General features: G+C 74.1%; 18 protein-coding genes. 16 read left to right on the top strand and 2 right to left on the bottom strand.

Annotation, left to right across the window (positions count from 1 at the left end; genetic code table 11):
- Positions 1-43 precede the first annotated feature (43 nt).
- From hrcA to ACF1ED_RS19980, 9 genes are all read left to right on the top strand, one after another.
- Positions 44-1,063, top strand: a complete 1,020-nt coding sequence (gene hrcA / locus ACF1ED_RS19940; RefSeq protein ID WP_043221611.1) for a heat-inducible transcriptional repressor HrcA — start codon at positions 44-46, stop codon at positions 1,061-1,063.
- Complete coding sequence (gene dnaJ / locus ACF1ED_RS19945; RefSeq protein WP_391762144.1) at positions 1,064-2,203, top strand: molecular chaperone DnaJ; 1,140 nt, start codon at positions 1,064-1,066, stop codon at positions 2,201-2,203. It abuts the gene before it with no gap.
- 227 nt (positions 2,204-2,430) lie between these two features.
- Entirely contained in the window at positions 2,431-3,519 is a 1,089-nt protein-coding gene (locus ACF1ED_RS19950) for a nitronate monooxygenase (protein ID WP_391762146.1), read from the top strand.
- On the top strand, positions 3,516-4,259 hold the full coding sequence (locus tag ACF1ED_RS19955) for a 16S rRNA (uracil(1498)-N(3))-methyltransferase (protein WP_391762148.1): 744 nt from the start codon (positions 3,516-3,518) through the stop codon (positions 4,257-4,259). The genes ACF1ED_RS19950 and ACF1ED_RS19955 overlap by 4 nt, the downstream gene beginning before the upstream one ends.
- A gap of 61 nt (positions 4,260-4,320) precedes the next feature.
- On the top strand, positions 4,321-5,643 hold the full coding sequence (locus ACF1ED_RS19960) for an AAA family ATPase (RefSeq protein WP_391762150.1): 1,323 nt from the start codon (positions 4,321-4,323) through the stop codon (positions 5,641-5,643).
- Positions 5,640-6,776, top strand: coding sequence for a tetratricopeptide repeat protein (locus tag ACF1ED_RS19965; protein ID WP_391762152.1), 1,137 nt, complete (start codon positions 5,640-5,642; stop codon positions 6,774-6,776). Before ACF1ED_RS19960 ends, ACF1ED_RS19965 begins: the two co-directional genes overlap by 4 nt.
- A gap of 60 nt (positions 6,777-6,836) precedes the next feature.
- On the top strand, positions 6,837-7,196 hold the full coding sequence (locus ACF1ED_RS19970) for a histidine triad nucleotide-binding protein (protein WP_391762154.1): 360 nt from the start codon (positions 6,837-6,839) through the stop codon (positions 7,194-7,196).
- A gap of 10 nt (positions 7,197-7,206) precedes the next feature.
- Complete coding sequence (locus ACF1ED_RS19975; protein ID WP_391762156.1) at positions 7,207-8,112, top strand: ribonuclease Z; 906 nt, start codon at positions 7,207-7,209, stop codon at positions 8,110-8,112.
- Positions 8,113-8,114: 2 nt separating this feature from the next.
- Complete coding sequence (locus tag ACF1ED_RS19980) at positions 8,115-9,116, top strand: adenosine deaminase (RefSeq protein ID WP_391762158.1); 1,002 nt, start codon at positions 8,115-8,117, stop codon at positions 9,114-9,116.
- A gap of 14 nt (positions 9,117-9,130) precedes the next feature.
- On the opposite strand, the gene ACF1ED_RS19985 is transcribed toward ACF1ED_RS19980, so the two are convergent.
- Complete coding sequence (locus ACF1ED_RS19985) at positions 9,131-10,480, bottom strand: MFS transporter (RefSeq protein WP_391762160.1); 1,350 nt, start codon at positions 10,478-10,480, stop codon at positions 9,131-9,133.
- A 395-nt stretch (positions 10,481-10,875) separates the two neighbouring features.
- On the opposite strand from ACF1ED_RS19985, the gene ACF1ED_RS19990 reads away from it, so the two are divergent.
- The 5 genes from ACF1ED_RS19990 (at position 10,876) to ACF1ED_RS20010 (ending at position 15,266) form a co-directional block, all read left to right on the top strand.
- On the top strand, positions 10,876-11,949 hold the full coding sequence (locus tag ACF1ED_RS19990; RefSeq protein WP_391762408.1) for a PfkB family carbohydrate kinase: 1,074 nt from the start codon (positions 10,876-10,878) through the stop codon (positions 11,947-11,949).
- A 105-nt stretch (positions 11,950-12,054) separates the two neighbouring features.
- Positions 12,055-13,092: a PhoH family protein gene (locus ACF1ED_RS19995; RefSeq protein ID WP_391762162.1), complete on the top strand. Its 1,038-nt coding sequence runs from the start codon at positions 12,055-12,057 to the stop codon at positions 13,090-13,092.
- A gap of 11 nt (positions 13,093-13,103) precedes the next feature.
- Complete coding sequence (gene ybeY / locus ACF1ED_RS20000; protein WP_189946760.1) at positions 13,104-13,601, top strand: rRNA maturation RNase YbeY; 498 nt, start codon at positions 13,104-13,106, stop codon at positions 13,599-13,601.
- A 13-nt stretch (positions 13,602-13,614) separates the two neighbouring features.
- A complete protein-coding gene (locus ACF1ED_RS20005) occupies positions 13,615-14,916 on the top strand; it encodes a hemolysin family protein (RefSeq protein ID WP_391762164.1) in 1,302 nt (433 codons plus the stop codon).
- Positions 14,913-15,266, top strand: a complete 354-nt coding sequence (locus ACF1ED_RS20010; protein ID WP_391762166.1) for an MmcQ/YjbR family DNA-binding protein — start codon at positions 14,913-14,915, stop codon at positions 15,264-15,266. Before ACF1ED_RS20005 ends, ACF1ED_RS20010 begins: the two co-directional genes overlap by 4 nt.
- A gap of 1 nt (position 15,267) precedes the next feature.
- On the opposite strand, the gene ACF1ED_RS20015 is transcribed toward ACF1ED_RS20010, so the two are convergent.
- Positions 15,268-16,689: an MFS transporter gene (locus ACF1ED_RS20015; RefSeq protein ID WP_391762168.1), complete on the bottom strand. Its 1,422-nt coding sequence runs from the start codon at positions 16,687-16,689 to the stop codon at positions 15,268-15,270.
- Positions 16,690-16,780: 91 nt separating this feature from the next.
- Between ACF1ED_RS20015 and ACF1ED_RS20020 the strand changes: the two genes are divergently transcribed.
- Entirely contained in the window at positions 16,781-17,668 is an 888-nt protein-coding gene (locus ACF1ED_RS20020) for a helix-turn-helix transcriptional regulator (RefSeq protein WP_391762170.1), read from the top strand.
- Between the two features lie 27 nt (positions 17,669-17,695).
- Positions 17,696-18,058, top strand: coding sequence for a cytidine deaminase (locus tag ACF1ED_RS20025; RefSeq protein ID WP_391762172.1), 363 nt, complete (start codon positions 17,696-17,698; stop codon positions 18,056-18,058).
- Positions 18,059-18,114: the final 56 nt, after the last annotated feature.

An 18,114-nucleotide genomic window follows, 5' to 3' on the forward strand; every position in this document is an offset into this window, starting at 1 on the left:
CAAATGCGGAGCAACCGGAACGGCTGGAGCGGGAGGTGTGCGCGTGCTGAGCGAACGCAGACTCGAGGTGCTGCGCGCCATCGTCCAGGACTACGTCGGGACGGAGGAGCCGGTCGGCTCCAAGGCGCTCACCGAGCGCCACCGGCTCGGCGTCTCCCCGGCCACCGTGCGCAACGACATGGCGGTGCTGGAGGAGGAGGGCTACATCGCCCAGCCCCACACCAGCGCCGGACGGATCCCCACCGACAAGGGCTACCGCCTCTTCGTGGACCGGCTGGCCGGCGTCAAGCCGCTGTCGACCCCCGAGCGGCGCGCCATCCACAACTTCCTCGACGGGGCCGTGGACCTCGACGACGTCGTGGGCCGTACGGTGCGGCTGCTGGCGCAGCTGACCCGGCAGGTCGCCGTCGTCCAGTACCCGTCGCTGACCCGCTCCTCCATCCGGCACGTCGAGCTGCTGGCGCTGACCCCGGCCCGGCTGATGCTCGTGCTCATCACGGACACCGGACGGGTCGAGCAGCGGGTGATCGACTGTCCCGCGCCCTTCGGCGAGACCTCCCTCGCCGATCTGCGGGCCCGGCTCAACAGCCGGGTCGGCGGCCGTCGCTTCGCCGACGTGCCGCAGCTGGTGCAGGACCTCCCCGAGTCCTTCGAGGAGCCCGAGGACCGCGCCACGGTCTCGACCGTGCTCGCGACGCTCCTCGAAACGCTCGTGGAGGAGCACGAGGAGCGGCTGATGATCGGCGGCACCGCCAATCTCACCCGCTTCGGACACGACTTCCCCCTGACCATCAGGCCCGTCCTGGAGGCCCTCGAGGAGCAGGTCGTGCTCCTCAAGCTCCTCGGCGAGGTCAAGGAATCGGGCATGACCGTACGCATCGGGCACGAGAACGCCTATGAAGGGCTGAACTCCACGTCCGTCGTCTCGGTCGGCTACGGTTCGGGCGGCGAGGCAGTCGCCAAACTCGGCGTGGTCGGACCGACCCGCATGGACTACCCCGGAACGATGGGAGCGGTACGCGCAGTGGCACGTTACGTCGGACAGATCCTGGCGGAGTCGTAAGTGGCCACGGACTACTACGCCACACTCGGCGTACGCCGAGACGCGTCCCAGGACGAGATCAAGAAGGCCTTCCGCCGCCTCGCCCGCGAGCTTCACCCGGACGTCAATCCGGACCCGAAGACGCAGGAGCGGTTCAAGGAGATCAACGCCGCCTACGAGGTCCTGTCGGACCCGCAGAAGAAGCAGGTCTACGACCTCGGCGGCGACCCCCTCTCCGCCTCCGGCGGCGCGGGTGCGGGCGGCTTCGGGGCCGGTGGCTTCGGCAACTTCTCCGACATCATGGACGCCTTCTTCGGGCAGGCCTCGCAGCGCGGACCGCGCTCGCGGACCCGCCGCGGCCAGGACGCCATGATCCGCCTGGAGATCGACCTCAACGAGGCGGCCTTCGGCACCACCAAGGACATCCAGGTCGACACGGCCGTCGTCTGCACCACCTGTTCGGGTGAGGGCGCCGCCCCCGGCACCTCCGCGCAGACCTGTGACATGTGCCGCGGCCGCGGTGAGGTCTCGCAGGTCACCCGGTCCTTCCTCGGACAGGTCATGACCTCCCGGCCCTGCCCCCAGTGCCAGGGCTTCGGCACCGTCGTCCCGACCCCGTGCCCCGAGTGCGCGGGCGACGGCCGGGTCCGGTCGCGGCGCACGCTGACGGTCAAGATCCCGGCCGGCGTCGACAACGGCACCCGGATCCAGCTCGCGGGCGAGGGCGAGGTCGGCCCCGGCGGCGGCCCCGCCGGCGACCTGTACGTCGAGATCCAGGAGACCCCGCACGAGGTCTTCCAGCGGCGCGGCGACGACCTGCACTGCACGGTCACCCTCCCGATGACGGCGGCGGCGCTCGGCACCAAGGTGCAGCTCCAGACGCTGGACGGGCTGGAGGAGATCGACATCCGCCCGGGCACGCAGTCGGGCCAGTCGGTCCCGCTGCACGGCCGGGGCATCACCCACCTGCGGGGCAACGGCCGCGGCGACCTGATCGTCCACGTCGAGGTCCAGACCCCGTCGAAGCTCGACCCCGAGCAGGAGCGCCTCCTGCGCGAACTGGCCAAGCTGCGCGGCGAGGAACGGCCCACGGGCCAGTTCCAGCCGGGCCAGCAGGGGCTGTTCTCGCGGCTGAAGGACGCGTTCAACGGGCGTACCTGACCGGGTGCGCGAGGGGCGGACCGTGCTGCCGGGGGTCCGGGGGTCGGCCCCCGGGCGAGCACGGTCAGCCGGGCCGGCAGGGGCTGTTCTCGCGGCTGAAGGACGCCTTCGACGGGCGTACCTGACCGGGTGCGCGGGCGGGCGTACGTGATCTCTGCGTGAGAGGGGCGGCACTCTGAGTGCCGCCCCTTTCCCGTGGCCGGGAACGGGCATGACACGATGCCCATATGTCCACCACCGCGCTGAACGATCTCTTCCGGTACCCGATCGTGCAGGCCCCCATGGCGGGTGGCGCTTCCTGTCCCGAGCTCGTCGGCGCCGTCTGCGAGGCCGGTGCGCTGGGCTTCCTCGCCGCCGGCTACAAGACCGCCGGCAGCCTCTACCAGGAGATCAAGCAGGTCCGCGGGCTGACCGGAAAGCCCTTCGGCGTCAACGTCTTCCTGCCCCAGGGCGGCCCCACCGCCGACCCCGCGGCCATCGAGGTCTACCGCCACCAGCTGGCCGGCGAGGCCGGGTGGTACGAGACCCCGCTCGGCGACACCGACGGCGGCCGGGACGACGGCTACGACTCCAAGCTGGCGATCCTCCTGGAGGACCCGGTCCCCGTCGTCTCCTTCACCTTCGGCTGCCCGGGGCCCGAGACCTTCGAGGCCTTCGCCCGCGCCGGTACGTACACGATCGTCACCGTCACCTCCGCCGAGGAGGCCCGGACCGCCCGGGCGGCCGGCGCCGACGCGCTGTGCGTCCAGGGGATCGAGGCGGGCGGCCACCAGGGCTCGTACCGCGACGACCCCACCGAGGAAAGGTCCGGCACCGGCCTCCTCGCCCTGCTCACCCAGGTCAGGGAGGCCACCGGGCTGCCGCTCGTCGCCGCCGGCGGCCTCATGCGCGGCGCGCAGATCGCCGCCGTCCTCGCCGCCGGGGCGGGCGCCGCCCAGCTCGGCACCGCCTTCCTCGTCTGCCCCGAGTCCGGCGCCCACCCGCTGCACAAGCGGGCCCTGACCGACCCCCTCTTCCACCGCACCGCCCTCACCCGGGCCTTCTCCGGCCGTACCGCCCGCGGACTCGTCAACCGCTTCATGCGCGAGCACGGGCGGTACGCCCCCGCCGCCTACCCGGAGATCCACCACCTCACCGCCCCGCTGCGGAAGGCCGCCGCCGCGGCCGGAGACGCCCAGGGCATGGCCCTGTGGGCCGGCCAGGGCCACCGGCTGGCCCGCGAACTGCCCGCCGCGGAACTCGTCGGCGTCCTCGCCGCCGAACTCGACACCGCCCTCACCGACCTCGCCGACCCGGCCCCCAGGAGTGCCTCATGACCGCCCCCGTCTTCGTCGTCGACGCCGTGCCCGGCGCCGGCACCTTCGTCCTGGAGGGGCCCGAGGGGCGGCACGCCGTCTCCGTGAAGCGGCTCCAGGCCGGCGAGGAGCTCGTCCTCACCGACGGCCGGGGCCGCTGGGCCCCGTGCGTGGTGCGGGACACCGAGGGCAAGGACCGGCTGACCGTCGAGGTGACCGAGGTCCACGAGGAGCCGGGGGAGGAGCCCCGGATCACCGTCGTCCAGGCCCTGCCCAAGGGCGACCGGGGCGAACTGGCCGTCGAGACCATGACCGAGACCGGCGTCGACGCGGTCGTGCCGTGGGCGGCCTCCCGCTGCATCACCCAGTGGCGCGGCGACCGCGGCCTCAAGGCGCTCGCCAAGTGGCGCTCCACCGCCCGCGAGGCCGGCAAGCAGTCCCGCCGCACCCGCTTCCCCGAGGTCGCCGACCTCATGAGCACCAAGCAGGTCGCCCAGCTGCTCGCCGGCGCCGACTTCGCGGCCGTGCTCCACGAGGACCGCGACCACCCGAGCGGCGCCCTCGCCACCGCGGAACTCCCCGCGAAGGGCTCGATCGTGCTGGTCGTCGGCCCCGAGGGCGGGGTCTCCCCGGAGGAGCTGGCCGCCTTCGAGGCGGCGGGGGCGAAGCCGTACCGCCTCGGCCGGAGCGTGCTCCGCACCTCCACGGCGGGCACGGCGGCCACCGCCCTCGTCCTCGCCCGCACCGGCCGCTGGAGCTGAACCCGGCGCCGCGGGGGGACCCGCTGTCCAAGCGCCGCGGGTCTTTTCTAGGCTGACCCGTATGGCCGACGAGTCCCCCCTGATCCGCAGTCTGCGCGCCGCGGTCGCCGCCGCGCCCGGCGACGTGCCCCTGCGCCTCCACTTCGCCGAACTCCTCCTCGCGGAGGGGCGCGGCGACGAGGCCGTCACCGAGGCCGCCGTCGCCCTCCAGCACGCGCCGGGGGACGCGGACGCCCGCGCGCTCATGGTCCGTGCCATGGGGATGCCGCCGGCGGCGCCCGAGCCCCCGGCCGTACGGCCCGACGCCGCGGAGCCGCCCGCCCCCGCCCCCGTGCAGCCGCCCGCCCCCGTGCGGCCGCCCGGCCCCGGGCCGGCCGACGCGAAGTCCTCCTTCGACTGGGACGCCGCCGAGGAGCAGGTGTCCGATCTCGTCGGGCCCCGGTTCCTGGAGGAGCCGCAGGCCGACGGCGGGGACGGGCTCGCCGGGGACGCCGCCGCCTGGGACGTGGACGCGCCCGGGGCCGTACGCCTCGCCGACGTCGGCGGCATGACCGACGTCAAGGACCGGCTCGAAGCCGCCTTCCTCGCCCCCATGCGCAACCCCGAACTCCGCCGGCTCTACGGCAAGTCGCTCCGCGGCGGGCTCCTCCTCTACGGCCCTCCCGGCTGCGGCAAGACCTTCATCGCGCGGGCCGTCGCCGGCGAGCTCGGCGCGAACTTCCTCACCGTCTCGCTCTCCGACGTCCTCGACATGTGGATCGGGGCCTCCGAGAAGAACATCCACGACATCTTCGAGACCGCCCGCCGCCAGGCCCCCTGCGTCGTCTTCCTCGACGAGCTCGACGCCCTCGGCGGCAAGCGCTCCCGCACCCACAACAACGGGCTCCGCAACGTCGTCAACCAGCTCCTCACCGAGCTCGACGGCATCGCCTCCGGCGCCGGCAACGAAGGCGTCTTCGTCCTCGCCGCCACCAACGTCCCCTGGGACGTCGACCTCGCCCTGCGCCGCCCCGGCCGGCTCGACCGCACCCTGCTCGTGCTGCCGCCCGACGCGCCCGCCCGCGAGGCGATCCTCCGCTACCACCTGCGGGAGCGCCCCATCGAGGCCGTCGACCTCGGCAAGCTCGTCAAGGTCACCGAGGACTTCTCCGGCGCCGACCTCGCCCACCTGTGCGAGACCGCCGCCGAGGCCGCCCTCCTCGACTCCGCCCGCACCGGCTCCGTCCGCCTCATCACCACCAAGGACCTGCTCGGCGCCGCCAAGCAGCTCCGGCCCTCCACCGAGCCGTGGTTCGCGGCCGCCCGGAACGTCGCCATGTTCGCCAACGAGGGCGGTCTCTACGACGACCTCCTCGCCTACCTGAAGCGGAAGCGCAAGCTGTGACCCACCCCGGCACCCCCGGCACCCCCGCCGGCCCCGCCACGCCCTCCGCGCTCGACCGGGCCGAAGCGCTCTACGACGCGGGCCGGTACGAGCAGGCCGGGGAGCTCGCGGCCCGGCACCTCGCCGAGGACCCCGAGGACGCCGACGCGCTCACCCTGCTCGCCCGCTGCCGGCACCGGGCCGGGAACCACGCCGCCGCCCTCGTCACCGTCGAGCAGGCCCTGCGCGCCGAGCCCGACCTGGTCATGGCGCACCTGATGCGCACCCAGGTCCTGCTCGGCCTCAAGCGGTACGGGGAGGCCGAGGCCGCCGCGTACCGGACGGTCGAGCTGGCCCCGCAGTTCTGGGGCAGCCACTACGCGCTGGGCACCGCGCTCGCCGAGACCGCCGAGGCGGGCCGCGGCCGCGACCTGGCCCGGACCGCCGCCGCCTACGAGGCCGCGCGGACCGCCGTCGCCCTCGGCCCGGAGGAGGACGCCGCCCACTTCCTCGTCGGCCTCACCGCCCAGCGGCGCGGCGACCACGCCACCGCCCGGCGGGCCTACGAGACGACCCTGCGGCTCAACCCGCAGAGCAGCGAGGCCCACAACAACCTCTCCCTGCTGCGGCTCCGCCGCCGCTGGCTGCGGCGCGGGGCCTGGACCCAGGCCGCCGAGGGCTTCGTCGCCTCCGCCGCCCTCGACCTCACCGACCGCAAGGCCCGCTTCAACCTGGAGGCGATGGCCTGGGGCACCGCCGCGGGCGCCCGCTGGGTCGCCCTGCTCGGCTTCCTCGCCTCCGCGCTCGGCTCCGCACCCGTCCGGACCGGCGCGACCGGCGCCGAGGCCGTCGTGCCCTTCGCCGTCGGCGCCGCGGTGCTCGTCGGCTCCTGGGCCGGCTGGGCCGTGTGGATGGCCCGCCGGGTGCCGCCCCGGCTGCGCCGCCCGCTGCTGCTGGTCGCCCGCAACTGCCGGCCGGTGCTCGCGATGGCCGCCGCCGTCGGACTGCTCGGCCTGTACTCGGCGGTCACCCTGGCGCTCTGGTCCTTCGACGCGGGGGTCGTCGGGGCGCTCGGCACCCCGCTCTTCTGGGCCGTGGTCATCACGTACTGGGTGAGCCGCTCCGCCCTCAACCGGCGGATGCCCAAGGACTGACGGAGACCGCCGGATAGCATGCGCAGGTACTGACCACCCGAGGGCGAGGAGGCCCGGAGCATGGCCGGAGAGCCGCAGAGCGACTGCCTGTTCTGCAAGATCGTGGCCGGGGAGGTGCCGGCGACGCTCGTCCGCGAGACCGAGACCACGCTGGCCTTCCGCGACATCAACCCGCAGGCGCCCACCCACGTGCTCGTCATCCCGCGCCTCCACTACCCGGACGCCGCCTCGCTCGCCGCCGCCGCGCCGACCGTCGCCGCCGACGTCCTGCGCGAGGCCGGCGAGGTCGCCGAGCAGGAGAAGGTCGACGGCAGCGGCTACCGCATCACCTTCAACACGGGCGCCGGCGCCGGCCAGACCGTCTTCCACGCGCACGCGCACGTGCTGGGCGGCCGCGGCCTCAACTGGCCCCCCGGATAGGACCGGGCCCGTGTCCGTCCGCGAACTCGTCGTCCTCGGCACCGCCAGCCAGGTCCCGACCCGGCACCGCAACCACAACGGCTACCTGCTGCGCTGGGACGGCCACGGCCTCCTCTTCGACCCCGGAGAGGGCACCCAGCGCCAGATGCTGCGCGCCGGGGTCGCCGCGCACGACCTGAACCGGATCTGCGTCACGCACTTCCACGGCGACCACTCGCTCGGCCTGGCCGGGGTGATCCAGCGGATCAACCTCGACCAGGTCCCGCACCAGGTCACCGCGCACTACCCGGAGAGCGGCCGGCACTTCTTCGAGCGGCTGCGGTACGCCACCGCCTACCGCGAGTCCGTGGAGCTGACCGAGGCGCCGGTCGCGGCGGACGGCGTCCTCGCCGTCACCGAGGCCTTCACCCTGGAGGCCCGCCGCCTCTCCCACCCCGTCGAGTCCTTCGGCTACCGCCTGGTCGAGCCCGACGGGCGCCGGCTGCTGCCCGCCCGGCTCGCCGCGCACGGCATCAAGGGCCCCGACGTGGGCCGCGTCCAGCGCGAGGGCGTCCTGAACGGCGTCACGCTCGACGAGGTGAGCGAGGTCCGGCGCGGACAGCGCTTCGCCTTCGTCATGGACACCCGCCTCTGCGACGGCGTGCACGCCCTCGCGGAGGGCGCCGACATGCTGGTCATCGAGTCGACCTTCCTCGACGCGGACGTCCGCCTCGCCGAGGACCACGGCCACCTCACCGCGGGCCAGGCCGCCGCCGTCGCCCGCGACGCGGGCGTGCGGCACCTCGTCCTCACCCACTTCTCGCAGCGCTACTCCGACCCGGAGGAGTTCGAACGGCAGGCCAGGGCCGCCGGATTCGACGGCGAGTTGAGCATCGCCCGGGACCTCATGAGGGTCCCCGTACCGAAACGAACGTGAACATGTCTGTCCCCGCCCCCCTCCCCAAGGCCGAACTCCACCTCCACATCGAGGGCACCCTCGAACCCGAGCTGGCCTTCGCCCTCGCCGCCCGCAACGGCGTCACCCTGCCCTACGCGGACACCGGGGAGCTGCGCGCCGCCTACCGCTTCGGCGACCTCCAGTCCTTCCTGGACCTGTACTACGCCCTGATGACGGTCCTGCGGACCGCCGAGGACTTCACCGACCTCGCCGACGCCTACCTGGAGCGGGCCGCCGCCCAGGGCGTCCGGCACGCCGAGATCTTCTTCGACCCGCAGGCGCACACCTCCCGCGGCGTCCCGATCGGCACCGTGATCGAGGGCCTGACCGCCTCCCTCGACCGGGCCGAGGAGCGGTACGGCGTCTCCACCCGGCTCATCCTGTGCTTCCTGCGCGACGAGTCCGCCGAGTCGGCCCTCGCCACCCTGGAGGCCGCGAAGCCGTACCTGGACCGGATCACCGGCGTCGGCCTCGACTCGGCCGAGGTCGGCCACCCGCCGGCGAAGTTCCGCGAGGTCTACGAGGAGGCCGCCCGGCTCGGCCTGCGCCGGGTCGCCCACGCGGGCGAGGAGGGCCCGGCGGCGTACGTCCGCGAGGCCCTCGACGTCCTCGGCGTGGAGCGGATCGACCACGGGCTGCGCTGCGTGGAGGACCCGGAGCTGGTCGAGCGCCTCGCCCGCGAGCGGATCCCGCTCACCCTCTGCCCGCTGTCGAACGTCCGGCTGCGGGTGATCGACACCCTCGCGGACCACCCGCTGCGGACGATGCTGGACGCGGGGCTGCTGGTGACGGTGAACTCCGACGACCCGGCCTACTTCGGCGGCTACGCCGGCGACAACTACGACGCCGTCCGCGACGCCCTGGCGCTGGAACCGGAGCAGCTGCGCACCCTGGCCCGCCACTCCTTCGAAGCCTCCTTCCTGGACGACGACGAACCCCGCCGCGCCCGCTGCCTCGCCGAGGTGGAGGCGTACGAGTTCTAGGACCCGCCGGGGCCTCAGCCCCGGTCCGACGGGCGGGCCAGGCGGAAGGCGGACCTGACGGGGCGGCGGCGCGCGGCCGCCGGGGCCGGGATCGGGGCGATCTGCTGTTCCGGGGCGCCGACCTGCGGGAGCAGGGCCGCCGTCGTGGGGGCCGCGCCCGCCACGACCGCGGCGGGGGCGCCGCCGCGGCGGCGGATCGAGCCGGGCACCAGGGGGCGGCCGGAGGCGTGCCGGGCCACCGCCGTCATGGGGGCGGCCACCAGCAGCAGGAGACCGGCCAGGACCGCGCCCATGCCCGGGTAGCCGGCCGTCTCCGACAGGACGCTGCCGGCCAGCGGGCCGCAGGCCGTGCCGAGCGAGGACGCCGAGCCGACCAGGACGGCCCAGCGGCCGCGCGGGTCGAGGGAGGCGGCGAGGCCCAGGAGGTAGGAGAGGACCACCGGGTAGACGGTGTTCCACAGGATCTCGCCGGTCGCGAAGGAGGCCAGGCCGCCGGCGGCCGAGCTGAGCAGCACGCAGGCCGCGATCAGGACCGTGCCGGCGCCGATCGGCACCGCCCGGCCGAGCCGCGAGCCGAGCGCCCCGGCCGCCGTGACCCCGGCGAGGCCCGCGCCGAGCGCCAGCGCGAAGACCGCGCCGACGGTCACCTCGGAGAGCCCCGCCTGGCCGGTGCCGATCCGGCCGCTCACGCCCCAGAGGGCGTTCTGGGCGAGGGACCAGCAGAGGAGGCAGCCGGCCAGCACGGCGCCCGCCCGGCGGTACGGCAGCGGTCCCGCGGCCGCCGGGGCCCGGGCCCCGGAAGCGCCCCGGTCCGCGCGCGCGGACCCCGGCAGCAGGCCGGTGACCGGCCAGACCAGCACCGCCGCGCAGGCGAGCGCCAGCAGCGGCGGGGAGTGGCCGCCGCCGAGCCGGGGGAGCGTCAGGTACAGCGCGCCGGCCGTGGCCGAGACCGACAGCAGGCCCAGCGTGGAGGCCCGCTGCGGGTCCGGCCGCCCGGCGATCCCGGAGGCGGCCACCGCCGTCGCCGTGCCCGAGCCGAAGCCGCCGAGGACCACTCCGGCGACCACCAGCGGCAGGGTGCCGGTCGCGGCGGCGGAGCCGTACCCGAGGACCATCGCGAGCAGCCCGAGGCGGGCCGCCCGGCGCGGGCCGATCCGTTCCACCCGCGCGGCGAGCGTGAAGCCGGCGGCGGCGGAGCCGAGCAGCAGCAGCGAACCGACCAGGCCGGCCCGGGGCGGGCCGAGGCCGAGTCCGGCGGCGAGCCGGCCGACGACGGTCGGCAGCAGGTACGGGGCGAGATAACCGGCCGAGAAGAGGGCGACGAGGGCGACGAGGGTCCCTCGGGCGCGCGGGCGCGACGGCATGGGCGTTCCAGGAACTGAACGGGGGAATGAGACGGCGCCCGGTGATCCACGGGGTCGCGGCACCATGTGTATCAAGCAACCGAATGGGCGGAGAAGGCACTCTCCCCCGATTCGTCCTGTGATACGGGACACAATCGGTTTGGGTGGGGCGGTGCGGGGTAAAGAGCGGCGATCCGTCGCGTCATCCCGGTCTCCCCGACCCCATCGGGCACACTGTCCGGATCGGCACCCGGTGCCGATCCCGCCGCACCACGACCGGGGAGTTCGCCGTGAGCACAGCCAGCGGAGACGAGCGCGAGGACGAGCGCGCAGACGTGCGCGGGGACGAGCACGGGGACGACCGCGAAGGCCCGCGCGGAGACCGCCGCGCGGAGCCGTACGGGCCGGAGACCGGCATCGACCCGCTGGAGACCGTCCGCGAACCCGCCGACCCGGCCTGCGACGTCTTCCTCACCGGCACCGTCTTCCTCGACATCATCTTCACCGGCCTCGACAGCGCCCCCGTCCGCGGCACCGAGTCCTGGGCCCGCGGCATGGGCTCCAGCCCCGGCGGCGTCGCCAACATGGCCACCGCCCTCGCCCGCCTCGGCCTGCGCACCTCGCTGGCCGCCGCCTTCGGCGACGACCACTACGGCGAGTACTGCTGGGACGCCCTCGAACAGGGCGAGGGCATCGACCTCTCGCTCTCCCGCACCGTCGCCGGCTGGCACTCCCCGGTCACCGTCTCCATGGCCTACGAGGGCGAGCGCACGATGGTCTCCCACGGCCACGAGGCGCCCCGCCCCGACGGCTCCCCCGTCCGCCCGCCGCGCGCCCGCGCCGCCGTCGCCTCCCTCGCCCCCGGCCGCACCGAGGAGTGGGTCGCCCGCGCCGCCCGTGACGGCGCCCGGGTCTTCGCCGACGTCGGCTGGGACGACACCGGCCGCTGGGACCTGGCCGGCCTCACCGACCTGGAGCACTGCGAGGCCTTCCTGCCCAACGCCGCCGAGGCGATGCGCTACACCCGCACCGACTGCCCCCGCGCCGCCGCCCGCGCCCTGGCCGACAGGGTCCGCTACGCCGTGGTCACCCTCGGTGCCGAGGGCGCCTACGCCGTCGACGGCGCCACCGGCGAGACCGCCGAGGTCCCCGCCATCCGCGTCGAGGCCCTCGACCCCACCGGCGCCGGCGACGTCTTCGTCGCCGGATTCGTCACCGGCACCCTCGCCGACTGGCCGCTCGCCGACCGGCTCGCCTTCGCCGGCCTCACCGCCGCCCTCTCCGTCCAGGAGTTCGGCGGCTCGCTCTCCGCCCCCACCTGGACCGAGATCGCCGCCTGGTGGCAGCACGTCCAGCACCACGACCGCCAGGACCCCGAGGCGCTGCGCGCCCGCTACGCCTTCCTGGAGGGCCTCCTGCCGGCCCCCGCCCGCCCCTGGCCGCCCCGCCGCGCGGTGCCCACCATCGGCTTCCGGGCCGCGGTCCCGTAAACCGCTTCGGGCACACGGGCCCCAGGTCGTAGGCTGGGGGCGAGAGGTTGTCGAGCAGCGAGAACCCCCGCAGCAGGAGGTATGCGCAGGCCACAGGGCCGGCCCATGACGCAGACACCCACAGCCCCCAACGGCGCGGCGGGCGAGGCCCGCGCCCACTTCGCGGTGCCCGCCAAGCACCCCATGGTCACCGTCCTCGGTTCCGGCGACTCCCTGCTCCGCGTGATCGAGCACGCCTTCCCGGACGTCGACATCCACGTCCGGGGAAACGAGGTCAGCGCGGTCGGCGACGCCAGGGAAGTCGCCCTCATCCAGCGCCTGTTCGACGAGATGATGCTGGTGCTCCGCACCGGACAGCCGATGACGGAGGACGCAGTGGAACGCTCCATCGCCATGCTCAAGGCGAGCGAGGGCGGCGAAGGCACGGACGAGACCCCGGCCGAGGTGCTCACCCAGAACATCCTCTCCAGCCGGGGCCGCACCATCCGCCCCAAGACCCTCAACCAGAAGCGCTACGTCGACGCCATCGACAAGCACACCATCGTCTTCGGCATCGGTCCCGCGGGCACCGGCAAGACCTACCTGGCCATGGCCAAGGCCGTGCAGGCCCTCCAGTCCAAGCAGGTCACCCGGATCATCCTGACCCGCCCGGCGGTCGAGGCCGGCGAGCGCCTCGGCTTCCTGCCCGGCACCCTGTACGAGAAGATCGACCCGTACCTGCGCCCGCTCTACGACGCCCTGCACGACATGCTCGACCCGGACTCCATCCCCAAGCTGATGGCGAGCGGGACGATCGAGGTCGCGCCGCTGGCGTACATGCGTGGACGCACCCTCAACGACGCGTTCATCATCCTCGACGAGGCGCAGAACACGAACCCCGAGCAGATGAAGATGTTCCTCACCCGGCTCGGCTTCGACTCGAAGATCGTCATCACCGGTGACGTGACCCAGGTCGACCTGCCGAACGGCACGAAGAGCGGTCTGCGGCAGGTCAGGGACATCCTCGACGGGGTTCCGGACGTGCACTTCTCGACCCTCACGTCCCAGGATGTCGTCCGGCACAAGCTCGTCGGCCGTATCGTCGACGCGTACGAGAAGTACGACAGCGCCAACGAGCAGCGCACCGGCCGCAACGGGAAGTAGAAGCACCGCACATGTCGATCGACGTCAACAACGAGTCCGGCACCGAGGTCGACGAGCAGGCGATCCTCGACGTCGCCCGCTACGCCCTCGGGCGCATGCGCATCCACCCGCTCTCCGAGCTCTCGGTGATCGTGGTGGACGCGGAGGCGATGGAGCAGCTCCACATCCAGTGGATGGACCTCCCCGGCCCGACGGACGTCATGTCCTTCCCGATGGACGAGCTGCGCCCGCCGGCCAAGGACGACGAGGAGCCCCCGCAGGGGCTCCTCGGCGACATCGTGCTCTGCCCCGAGGTCGCCAAGAAGCAGGGCGAGGACGCCCCGACGAACCACTCCATGGACGAGGAGCTCCAGCTCCTCACCGTCCACGGCGTCCTCCACCTGCTCGGCTACGACCACGAGGAGCCGGAGGAGAAGGCCGAGATGTTCGGCCTCCAGGCGGCGATCGTCGACGGCTGGCGCGCCGAGCGGGGCCTCACCGGCCCGTCCCCGGCCCCCACCGTCAACTGAGCCCGCGCGCCCGATGAGCATCCAGCTGATCCTCGGCGCCGTCGCCCTGGTCGTCATCGCCTGGCTCGCCGCCTGCGCCGAGGCCGGGCTCGCCCGCGTCTCCAGCTTCCGCGCCGCCGAGGCCGTCCGCTCCGGGCGGCGCGGCGCCGAGAAGCTCGCCCAGGTCGCCTCCGACCCCACCCGCTACCTCAACGTGGCGCTGCTCGTCCGCGTCGCCTGCGAGATGGCGGCCGGCGTCCTCGTCACCTACGCCTGCCTGGAGTACTTCCCGGAGACCTGGGAGGCGCTGCTCGTCGCGATCGCCGTGATGGTCCTGGTGAGCTACGTGGCCGTCGGCGTCTCGCCGCGCACCATCGGCCGCCAGCACCCGCTGAACACCGCCACGGCCGCCGCGTACGTCCTCCTCCCGCTGGCCCGGATCATGGGCCCGATCCCGCAGCTGCTGATCCTCATCGGCAACGCGCTGACGCCGGGCAAGGGCTTCCGCAAGGGCCCCTTCGCCTCCGAGGCCGAGCTGCGGGCGATGGTCGACCTCGCCGAGCAGGAGTCCCTCATCGAGGACGACGAGCGCCGGATGGTGCACTCGGTCTTCGAGCTGGGCGACACGCTCGTGCGGGAGGTCATGGTGCCGCGCACCGACCTCATCTGCATCGAGCGGTACAAGACCGTCCGGCAGGCCCTCACCCTCGCCCTGCGCTCCGGCTTCTCCCGCATCCCGGTGACCGGCGAGAACGAGGACGACATCGTCGGGATCGTGTACCTCAAGGACCTGGTCCGCAAGACGCACGTCAACCGCGACGCCGAGGCCGACCTGGTCTCCACCGCGATGCGCGCGGCTGCCTTCGTCCCCGACACCAAGAACGCCGGCGACCTGCTGCGCGAGATGCAGCAGGAGCGCAACCACGTCGCCGTCGTCATCGACGAGTACGGCGGCACCGCCGGCATCGTCACCATCGAGGACATCCTGGAGGAGATCGTCGGCGAGATCACCGACGAGTACGACCGGGAGCTGCCGCCGGTCCAGGAGCTCGGCGACGACCGCCACCGGGTCACCGCCCGCCTCGACATCGGCGACCTGGGCGAGCTGTACGGCTTCGGTCCCGACGAGTTCGACGACGAGGACGTGGAGACGGTGGGCGGGCTGCTCGCCAAGGCCCTCGGCCGCGTCCCGATCGCCGGCGCCTCGGCCGTCGTCGCCCTGCCGGACGGGCGGGAGCTGCGGCTGACCGCCGAGGCCCCGGCCGGCCGCCGGAACAAGATCGTCACCGTGCTGGTCGAGCCGGTCGTCCCGGCCGGGGCGGAGGGCCAGGGGTGACCCCGGACCGGCTGCGCGCCTTCTGCCTGGAGTTCGGCGACGCGACCGAGGAGTTCCCCTTCGGGCCGGACACCTCGGTCTTCAAGGTGGCGGGGAAGCTCTTCGCCCTCTCCTGGCTGGACGGCGAGCCGCTGCGGGTCAACCTCAAGTGCGATCCGGAGGACGCGGTGCGGCTCCGCGAGGAGTACCCGGCGATCACCCCCGGCTACCACATGAACAAGCGCCACTGGAACACGGTCGAGGTGGCCGGGCTCCCGGACCGGATGGTCCGGGAGCTCATCGAGGACTCGTACGACCTGGTCGTCGCCGGCCTGCCGAAGGCGGTACGCCTCCGCCTCGACCGGCCGTAGCTCACCGGGAGCGGCGCAGGCCCGCGGCGACCAGGACCGCCGCTCCCAGGACGATCGCCGCGTCCAGGGCGATGACGGTGCGCACACCGTCGTAGAGGCTGTCGCCCGTGGTGGCGAGGACGCCCAGCAGCGGGATGCCGACGGTGAGGCCGACCTGCTGGGTGGTGGTGACCAGGCCGGTCGCCAGGCCCTGCTGCTCGTCGGGGACGCCCGAGGTGACGGTGACGCCGTACGAGATGATCGCGAGCAGGTGGAACATCGAGGCCACCGAGACCGCGACCGTCGCGAGCACCGCGCCCGAGGAGGTGCCGACGCCCAGCAGGGCGGCGACGAGGACGCCCTGCCCGGCGAGCCCGGCGGCCAGGGTGCGGCGGGCGCCGAAACGGCCGATCAGCCGGGGCGCGAGGGTGCCGGCGAGGACCGAGACGACGCCCTGGACGCCGAAGACCAGACCGGTGGCGAAGCTGGACAGGCCCAGGGTCTCCTGGAGGTACAGCGTCAGCACGAAGACGATCGTCGACATCATCGAGAAGGTGACGAGCCCGCCGAGGTTGCCGAAGGCGACCGTGCGCCGGCGCAGCATCGGCAGCGACACCAGCGGGGCGGCGCTGCGGGACTCCACGACCACGAAGGCGGCGAGCAGTGCCACGCCGGCGACCAGGGTGACCAGGACGTCCGTGCCGCCGAAGCCGCGCTGGGCCGCCGTCGACAGGGCGTAGATCAGGGAGAGCAGACCGCCGGTGACGGTGACCGCGCCGGGCACGTCGAGGCGGGGCCGCTCCGGGGTGCGGGACTCGGTGAGCAGCCGGGGGGCGAAGGGCAGCACCAGGGCGCTGAAGAGGGCGAGCAGGCCCATGGTGGAGCGCCAGCCCAGGGTGTCGGTCATGACGCCGCCGAGGACCATGCCGACGGTGAAGCCGAGCGACAGCAGGGTGCCGGAGATGCCGAGCGCCCGGTCGCGCAGCGGGCCCTCGGGGAAGGTGGTGGTCAGCAGCGACATGCCGGTCGGCACGATCGCGGCGGCGCCGAGGCCCTGGAGGGCGCGGGCGGCGAGGAAGACCGCCGGGCTCCAGGCGAGGGTGGCGAGCACGGAGGCCGCGCCGAAGACCGCGAGGCCCGCCAGGAAGAGCCTCTTGCGCCCGTAGAGGTCGCCGGTCCGTCCGAAGAGCAGCAGGAAGCCGCCGGACGGCAGGGCGAAGGCGGTGACGGCCCACTGGAGGGCCGAGGGGCCGATGCCGAGGTCGGCGCCGAGCGCGGGCAGGGCGACGTTGAGGACGGAGAAGTCCAGCGACACCATGAACTGGGCGGCGCACAGGACGACGAGGACGAGCCGGGCGCGGCCGGTGAGGGCGGGGGCCGGGGGCGCGGGGGCGTCGGGTGCGGGGGTGACGGGCGGGGACGGGGGAGAGGACACGGTTGCCATGGCCACGACTCTCGTGGTCCGGGAACAACGCCGGGGAGCGGGAACTTATCCTGTTGGCCGTACCACCAGGCGTCCGGGGGAGGAAGCACACGTGGTCTCAGCGGTGGAGAGCGCCGGGGGCAAGGCGCACCGGCTGGCCGAGCTGCGCGAGTTCCTGATGAGCCGCAGGGCCCGGGTCACCCCGGCCGAGGCGGGGCTTCCGGAGGGCGGCGGCAGGCGGCGTACGCCCGGGCTGCGCCGGGAGGAGGTCGCGGTCCTCGCCGGGGTCGGCGTCAGCTGGTACCAGTGGCTGGAGCAGGGCCGGGACATCACCGTCTCCCCGCAGGTCCTGGACTCGGTGGCGCGGGTGCTGCGGCTGAGTCCGGCGGAGCGCCGGCACCTGTACGTCCTGGCGGCGCTGAACCCGCCGGCGCTCGAAGCGGCCCCGGAGGACCGGGACATGTGCGACGGGCTGCGGCGGCTGATCGAGGCGTGGATGCCCTTCCCGGCGCACATCATGGACGTGTACTGGAACACGGTGATGTACAACGAGGCGGCGGCGGCCGTGCTCGGGATGCGCGCGGACGTCACCCGGAACTGCCTGATCGACTTCTTCACCGACGAGCTGTACCGGTCGCGGATGCGCGGCTGGGAGGAGCTGGCGCCGAGCATCGTGGCGCAGTTCCGGTCGGCCTGCTCGGAATGCCCGGACGACGACGGCTTCCGCGCGGTGGTGGAGGAGGCGAAGGCGGTGAGCGCCGAGTTCGCGGAGCTGTGGGAGCGCCGGGACGTCCGGCCGGGCGGCCAGAACCGCAAGGAGATGGACCATCCGGTGGCCGGGCGGCTGGTCATGGAGGCGACCCAGCTGCGGGTGCCGGCCCGCCCGGACCTGGTGATCGTGCTGCACACCCCGCTGCCGGAGGCCGGGACGGCGGAGAAGCTGGAGTGGCTGGTCTCGCCGGAGGGCCGGCGGGGGGCGATGCACCCGCTGGCGGGCTGACCGGCGGCCCCGACCTATGCTCGGTCCATGACACTCAGCAGTGAGCACGATGACCTCGGCCCCGAGGACCTGAAGATCATCACGCTGGCGCGCAGCGCCCGCGCCCGCAACGGCGTGCCCGAGGGCGCGGCCGTACGGGACGAGACCGGCCGCACCTACGTCGCGGGCACGGTGGAGCTGGAGTCGCTGAAGCTGAGCGCGCTGCGGACCGCCGTGGCGATGGCCGTGGCCAGCGGGGCGCGGTCGCTGGAGGCGGCGGCCGTGGTGTCCGGTGCCGAGGCCGCGTCGGAGGAGGACCGGGCGGCCGTGCGGGACCTGGGCGGCCCGAAGACGCCGGTGCTGCTCGCGGGCCCGGACGGGAAGCTGCGCGCGGCGGTCACCGCGGGCTGAGCGCCGCACGGGGAACGGAAGGGGTCCGGCCGCGGCCGGACCCTTGCGCGTTTGTG

Source organism: Streptomyces sp. NPDC014656 (assembly GCF_043084305.1).
Classification (GTDB): Bacteria; Actinomycetota; Actinomycetes; order Streptomycetales; family Streptomycetaceae; genus Streptomyces.

Coding starts and splice junctions, on each gene's coding strand:
- ACF1ED_RS19960 (WP_391762150.1), top strand. CDS start 4,321: ATGGCCGACGAGTCCCCCCTGATCCGCAGTCTGCGCGCCGCGGTCGCC.
- ACF1ED_RS19970 (WP_391762154.1), top strand. CDS start 6,837: ATGGCCGGAGAGCCGCAGAGCGACTGCCTGTTCTGCAAGATCGTGGCC.
- ACF1ED_RS20015 (WP_391762168.1), bottom strand. CDS start 16,689: ATGGCAACCGTGTCCTCTCCCCCGTCCCCGCCCGTCACCCCCGCACCC.
- ACF1ED_RS19955 (WP_391762148.1), top strand. CDS start 3,516: ATGACCGCCCCCGTCTTCGTCGTCGACGCCGTGCCCGGCGCCGGCACC.
- ACF1ED_RS20005 (WP_391762164.1), top strand. CDS start 13,615: ATGAGCATCCAGCTGATCCTCGGCGCCGTCGCCCTGGTCGTCATCGCC.
- ACF1ED_RS19980 (WP_391762158.1), top strand. CDS start 8,115: ATGTCTGTCCCCGCCCCCCTCCCCAAGGCCGAACTCCACCTCCACATC.
- ybeY (WP_189946760.1), top strand. CDS start 13,104: ATGTCGATCGACGTCAACAACGAGTCCGGCACCGAGGTCGACGAGCAG.
- ACF1ED_RS19995 (WP_391762162.1), top strand. CDS start 12,055: ATGACGCAGACACCCACAGCCCCCAACGGCGCGGCGGGCGAGGCCCGC.
- ACF1ED_RS19950 (WP_391762146.1), top strand. CDS start 2,431: ATGTCCACCACCGCGCTGAACGATCTCTTCCGGTACCCGATCGTGCAG.
- ACF1ED_RS19985 (WP_391762160.1), bottom strand. CDS start 10,480: ATGCCGTCGCGCCCGCGCGCCCGAGGGACCCTCGTCGCCCTCGTCGCC.
- ACF1ED_RS20025 (WP_391762172.1), top strand. CDS start 17,696: ATGACACTCAGCAGTGAGCACGATGACCTCGGCCCCGAGGACCTGAAG.